Raw genomic sequence first — 6201 nt, 5'->3', positions numbered from 1 at the left:
ACTGGTTTAGCTTAGGCTCCTGTTCCCTTTTTTAATTTTAGTTCGAAGACCAATATGGTAAAAAAAGTAACAAATGGAAGTCCTTGTATTCTATGCAACGCCAGTGTTGGGTACCTGTGCTGTAAACGATTCAGTAAATACGCTATAATTGAATAAATATACAATATCGACGCTGTAATTTGAAGTTTATTTTAAAATAATGTATTTATATTCATATTGGCTGAATAATCGTGAATGTTTCTTGCACAGGTACCTTTACAATTCCTGGACACAAAAAATTACTTTTGGATTTTCTCCGTCCAGCTTTCAGCAGGGGGTAGGATGGTATTAAGAAAAGGAACTGGATAGCAACTGACATTCAGTTTTGTTTCTAAACTAATCCGAAGAGGGGTCATTTATTATGAAAACAAAACAAATTATTCACCGCGATGCGATTGTGTACCATCTTGTCCAGGAATTGATGAGAAGAAAGGACCTGAATTTACCTGCTTTGCCATTGCAAGAAGCCTATCGTCTGCTTGCGAATCGATTTAATCTTTCAGATGCTGATCTATCGAAAGCGAACAAGTCGGATGGTAGTAATAAGTGGGAAACTGAAGTGCGCTTTGCTTGTGCATTTTTACGGGAACAACGGATTGTGCGTAAGTTGTATGGCAAGTTGGAGTTGACGGATGAGGGTTATGAAAAAATGGGAAAGTTGTTTTGGGTTTTGAAGGGACCGTCTAACAAACAGAATCAGTAAATTAGAAAGGGCTAATCTCTTTTGGGATTAGCCCTTTTGCTTAATCAATCAGTCTTTCTAACACTTTTAACACATCGTTTATCGTGGAAATTATGACACCGTCATCTTCATCTGCCTCGTCGTTGCCAACGCTTGGCAATTCGTATAGATTGATCAATTGACTGAAGAAATTAGTAAAGTCCAAAGTGCCATCAAAGGTTTCCATCAACACTTCAGGGGCTAGTCCTTCTTCTTCATCAACAGTAAAGACATGATAGGAATTATTTATATCCTTCACGAATACTGAAACGGAATAGTTCCCTTCGTCTGATAGGAATGTCAACGTTTGCGGATGGGCTTTCGATATGAAATATCGTTGTCCCGATACGAATTCCACGTCTTCCAATTCAATGTTATCGGACAGTTGGTAAGGCAGGTTTACGATTAGGGCCTCAAGTATATCGTCCGCTGTGACCAAATTATAGTTAGCTTCCATTGTTGTTTCGGAAGTTGAATCGAGAGCTTGTAGTTGTTCACCAACAGTTTTTCCCATTTTTTCTCTCGCAATCCTTTCTTGTTCCTCAAGCATATTGAAATTCTGAATAAGCGTTTTTCCTGTGGAAAATAGTTTTTGAATAAACTCTTCCTTTCGGGAAACGTCGATATGTGTAAAGAAATCATCTCTCATAATGCAATAGTTCAATAGAAAATAATACTCTCCGAAGAATTGAATATGGCCATGTAGAGAAGGGGATTTGTATCGGTCCCCTTGACGTTTCCTAAGCGAAAGCTGTTCATTTAATTCATAGTGTTTACGGTAGGATAAACTTCTAAGTCGGTCACCAATATAAAATGTATGTGGGTTAAAATACTTTTTCGGATTCTCTTTCTTTTTCTCGATTATTAACTTTGCATGGCCAAAAAATCCTTTATCTTCATGAACGAACTTATTGAACTCCAATAACACCTTTTCATCCTGTTTAACAGCGGGATAAATTATTTCAGCCATTCCCTCATAAAACTTCTTCTTCGATTCTTTCTCCTGAAATTTTATTAGATCCGACAGTGAATTATAGGCATTACGAAGAGCCGCTACGGCCTTCTCGGAAGGTGTCAGCTGCAATCCGACGAGATACTCCATGAACTTAACTCCATCTAACATTTTAGGTTTGGTCTCGATACTAGTCACTAAATCCCCTCCATAAAATAGTTGGAATAAAAAAATCCAGCAGATTATTCCATTTATACTGATTGTAATACAAAGAGGAGGGATTTCAAATTGAATATTTTGAAACCAGAAATTAAATATACGGAAATGCGCCAAGGGGAGCGGGGAAGGATCGTTACCATTCCGGACAATAGTTATGAGGTCTTACAAAATGACTTTACCTTGGCAACGCATCTCAAAAGTATCACGGAACTAAATCTGAAGAAAGTCAAGGGCATCTATATTCAGGCGGATAGTGAAATCGATGCAGTGATTGCGGCGCTCTATTCCTATAAGAAATTTTCTTATGATAATGAAATGGGTAGTGAAAATGAAATCTACGATTATGATGATGATTTTGATTACGATGACTATGAAGATTATGAGGATATTGAATGGTTGCAGGAAAAGTGGGCGGACGGCACATTCTGCCACGTGCCAATTTTAACCGGAACTGAGTTTGTTCATGGCCATATTAAATCCCCTAACCCGTTTATGATGGATGCTCAATATGCTCAAAAAATACAGCTGACACCAAGTGAGCAGGATCCCTATTGGAAGAGTATTTTAAGTCCTCTCATTATCAACATCCATAACACTGGGTTGGAAGAGTTGAAGCGTGTGATGGAAATGGAAGATCGATTTTACATTCTTTTCGAAGCAAGGGCTGATCTGCTTAACGCCTTCTCGCTTTTCATGGATGTCGGGGATGGCGACGACAGGCAGGAGACCGTGTTGAATCAATTTCAGAAAGACTTTATTTTCGAGGCGGATATTGAATTTATCCAAGTATCAAAGGCGCCAATGCCTTATTTAACTGCACTTTTTAATCAAACTGCAAGTGAATTGGGCAAAAAAATCGCTCCGTCGGTCAATTGTGAGGAAGTTATTACGCAATTGGTTAATTACCGAAAGCAAAAGTTTGAAAGCATCCGTGATATTGAACGGATTATCCATAAGGCGTTACGTTATTCTGTCGGAAATTCAATCGGGAAAAGCGAATTCGAGAGAATCTTTTTAAAGGATAAAGTATCAATGGAAGATAAAGATCTTACAGGCAAAGCGATTAAAGAGTTGAATAAGCTGATTGGGTTAAAAGAGGTCAAACAGCAACTGCTGCGTATCGTCGATCGGATGAAACTCGCGGAAATGCGGAAACAAGCAGGATATCCCACTATCGATCATCATATGGCTGCAGTATTCATGGGCAATCCGGGGACAGCGAAGACAACGGTTGCGAGGATTTTCGGGCAGTTATTATTTGATTCAAAAGTATTGACGAATAATGTTTTCATTGAAGTTAGCCGTAAAGATCTAATTGGACAATACGTCGGTTGGACTTCCCATAAGGTGCAGGAGGTTTTCGATAAGGGGAAAGGCGGCACGATTTTCGTTGATGAAGCTTACAGTTTGGTTAATAAAAAGGACGGATACTCGGACGAAGCGTTTTCAGCCATTATTCAACATATGGAGAATAATCCCGATACACTCGTTATTTTCGCCGGGTATACGGACGAAATGCTCGATTTCATTCAAAGTGCTAACCCAGGGTTGCAGTCGCGTTTAACAAATATTATCCAGTTTGAGGATTACGAAGAGAAACAGTTACAGGAAATCTTCTATTACCATGTGGAGCGATCGGGCTATGAGTTGGAGAGTAAAAAAGCGGCAAGTAAGATTGTAGGTCTGTTCATAAAGAATTTGAACCGCTTGGACGGGCGTCAGTTTGGGAATGGCCGTATGATGCGTAAATTATTATCTTCATCTGTTGGTTATATGGCACAGCGAAAGCCGAAAAACATCAATTTATTGTTGGCGGAAGATATTCAATCCGCGAGTGACGAGTTGCTTGAAACGGAAGCGATCTTACAAATGAAGCAAAAGGAAAAAAGAGTAGGCTTTAAAACATATTAATTGGAGGGAAAATCAATGTTTATACCAAAAGTGGCTCATGCATACCGAAAGGAAAATGTACCATCTGTTGCATTGTTGCAAAACGATTGCGCAGTTGACGGCTTGAAATTCACTGTTTTAGGAAACGATTTATATTTCATCGAGGGGAACGAGATTTATTACGTAAATTGGAATGAGGGGAAGTCGGAGAAAACCCTCATATATGAGTCGGATCGCCCGCTTCGCCATTTGACGAGTAACAATCATTTCATCGCGGTCATTGAGGAAGGGAGCGGGTTAGTCTTCTTCGATTCGGAGAATAAAAGTAGAATGTATTCCTTCGAGGGAATTAAAGAGCATTATAGTTTTTGGGATAAAGTGATTCTGTACAATGAAGACCAAGATGTGTATTTCGTCAATATAGATGAGGATATGTCGGGCTATTACCTGACTGCAGACAAGCCTATCACACAATTGATACAGGATGAGCAAATGGTTGTCGTGCAATTGGAGGAGCCTCATTTCCACAATGCGTCAAAATTGCTTTATCACGAACTGGCTGATGTCACTGAACTGGTCGGAAAAGAAGTGAAGTTTGTCGCTGACTTTTTATCCAGTAAAGTGGTGCAGGAGGAAGATTCAAAGTTCATCAGAACAGACGCAATGGATGCTTTGGATTATGGGAATTACGGTAAAGCGTGGAGTGAACTGCAGCAAGAATCAATCGAAGTGTTGTCTTATTATCATGAAGATGATCATCATTTTGGATGCTTTTATGAGGAAGACGAATACAGGATTGCACTTTTGGATGATTCATTTAAGCATATTACAAAACTTGAAGTTGAAAGGGTTCCGGATTGGTTCGCGGTGATCGGCCAACTTGTCGTTTATTACGATGGCGAGGTCAAATGGACGAAGATTGCCGCTTGATAGGCTGGAGGAAAAAAATCGGGAGGTTGGAAGATATGACAGTGAATTGGTACAAGGATAATCCGGCAATCGTTTTTGAATTTGAGGTCGTAGGTGAAATTGGTGGTGTAAAATCAATGAAACCGATGGATAGTGGATTGATAGGGAGAGATAAAATCCATCTTGAAATAATCGGAGATGAAAGGATTTCGTTAATCGCGGCGAACGAGGTGGTGGAATGGTTCGAGCACCAACTTCCGGATGCAGAGATTGAGTGGAATATTACACAATCGACAGTTATAAAACCGGGAATGATTATGGTGTGTTGTGTGAGGTTGTAGGTTGAGTGGATTGGGGTGCCTTTTTTGGGTACCTCTTTTTTGGTGCCTGTGCAGCGAACTATTCAGTAAATACACTACGATTGCATAAATATAAATGTACACGATTGTAGGTGTGGTTTTTACTTAAAATTTATGTATTTTTATTCAAAATGTATGAATTAACATGAATGTTTCCTGCACAGGTACCTTTACAAATCTTTTGCACAGGCACCTTTACAATTCTTTATTCCAAAGCGGAATGAACAATTTCACTCCTCTGCGGTTCATTGGTAAGAGCTTCATGTCTGCAATGAGGTGGCTGGCTTACCCGACTGTTCCCGAAACGAGCAGAACTTCGAACTCCCACTCTTGTTGTAGATGACTCAAAATGAATGCATAAAAAGCGTGCCCTAAAAGTAAATGGGTGTAAGATCGGTGCGGCAGGAACGAGGCGATGACGATATAGCTTCCGGCTAATAGGATACCGGTTGATTGATGCACCTCAATGCCAAGCCACATCACCATGACGCCGGTTAGCGTCAACATTCTTCGTTGTGTGATGAAACGCGATACGATGAAAAAGAGCAAGCCTATTCCCGCGTACAGAATAATGGAAGGGGTAAATCCGGTTGTGAAAAACTGGTATGCGATGGCGACTAAAATGCCAATTCCAACGAACTGCATCAGCCATAGAGTGAACTTCTTGGAAATGGTGATTCGATTGCTTGCCAACCCGTTCGTATCCAGGTCGGGGACGAGCGCTGACGCACCGCCAATTAATGAGGCATCTACAACTGTGTATAAATCAGGCTGAACTTGATATCCTGCAATTGCTCCGGCTGCGTGTGAACTTCCTGTTGCACAGGCTCCTTTACAATCCAACAACCAATGTCTCATAAATAATATAGTTTTGAATATTTACAAACAAAGGACGATAACTTATAATTGCAGCGAGAGAAATTGAATCAGGCGGGGTTAACGTGAATGACGTACCTACATTTAGAGTTGACCATATGCCATATGGCGGTGTGAAAAAAGTGATACTGGTAAAGAGGGAATTAGATATTCTACCGAAGAAATGACTGAAATTAAGTTTGTATCATTTATGTCCTAATGACTATAAACTATGGAATCATCTGTTGACTTGTAAA

6 protein-coding genes and 1 pseudogene are annotated in these 6201 nt (G+C 40.0%); 5 read left to right on the top strand and 2 right to left on the bottom strand.

Going from position 1 to position 6201, the window contains the following annotated elements; translation table 11 throughout:
- The first annotated feature begins 400 nt into the window (after window positions 1-400).
- Complete coding sequence (locus ACFPZG_RS04355) at window positions 401-742, top strand: winged helix-turn-helix domain-containing protein (RefSeq protein ID WP_283732865.1); 342 nt, start codon at window positions 401-403, stop codon at window positions 740-742.
- 40 nt (window positions 743-782) lie between these two features.
- On the opposite strand, the gene ACFPZG_RS04350 is transcribed toward ACFPZG_RS04355, so the two are convergent.
- Window positions 783-1910: a hypothetical protein gene (locus tag ACFPZG_RS04350; protein WP_317940296.1), complete on the bottom strand. Its 1128-nt coding sequence runs from the start codon at window positions 1908-1910 to the stop codon at window positions 783-785.
- Window positions 1911-2000: 90 nt separating this feature from the next.
- On the opposite strand from ACFPZG_RS04350, the gene ACFPZG_RS04345 reads away from it, so the two are divergent.
- From ACFPZG_RS04345 to ACFPZG_RS04335, 3 genes are read left to right on the top strand one after another with little or no spacing between them, the layout of a single operon-like run.
- Window positions 2001-3842 (top strand): AAA family ATPase, encoded by a 1842-nt coding sequence (locus ACFPZG_RS04345; protein WP_317940295.1) that lies wholly within the window; start codon window positions 2001-2003, stop codon window positions 3840-3842.
- 15 nt (window positions 3843-3857) lie between these two features.
- Window positions 3858-4751 carry a hypothetical protein gene (locus ACFPZG_RS04340; protein WP_283732861.1) on the top strand — a complete coding sequence of 298 codons (894 nt, stop codon included), beginning with the start codon at window positions 3858-3860 and terminating at the stop codon, window positions 4749-4751.
- Window positions 4752-4786: 35 nt separating this feature from the next.
- Complete coding sequence (locus ACFPZG_RS04335) at window positions 4787-5071, top strand: hypothetical protein (RefSeq protein ID WP_283732860.1); 285 nt, start codon at window positions 4787-4789, stop codon at window positions 5069-5071.
- Between the two features lie 303 nt (window positions 5072-5374).
- Here ACFPZG_RS04335 and ACFPZG_RS04330 read toward each other — a convergent pair whose 3' ends face one another.
- Entirely contained in the window at window positions 5375-5947 is a 573-nt protein-coding gene (locus ACFPZG_RS04330; RefSeq protein WP_381426412.1) for a hypothetical protein, read from the bottom strand.
- A gap of 50 nt (window positions 5948-5997) precedes the next feature.
- Between ACFPZG_RS04330 and ACFPZG_RS04325 the strand changes: the two are divergent.
- Window positions 5998-6164: pseudogene (locus ACFPZG_RS04325) on the top strand (aldehyde dehydrogenase family protein); the annotation flags it as partial.
- Window positions 6165-6201 lie beyond the last annotated feature (37 nt).

Source organism: Sporosarcina thermotolerans, from assembly GCF_042658975.1.
Classification (GTDB): Bacteria; Bacillota; Bacilli; order Bacillales_A; family Planococcaceae; genus Sporosarcina; species Sporosarcina thermotolerans.
The sequence above is the reverse complement of the archived record's forward strand: the minus strand, read 5'-3'. Positions and strand labels throughout refer to the sequence as shown.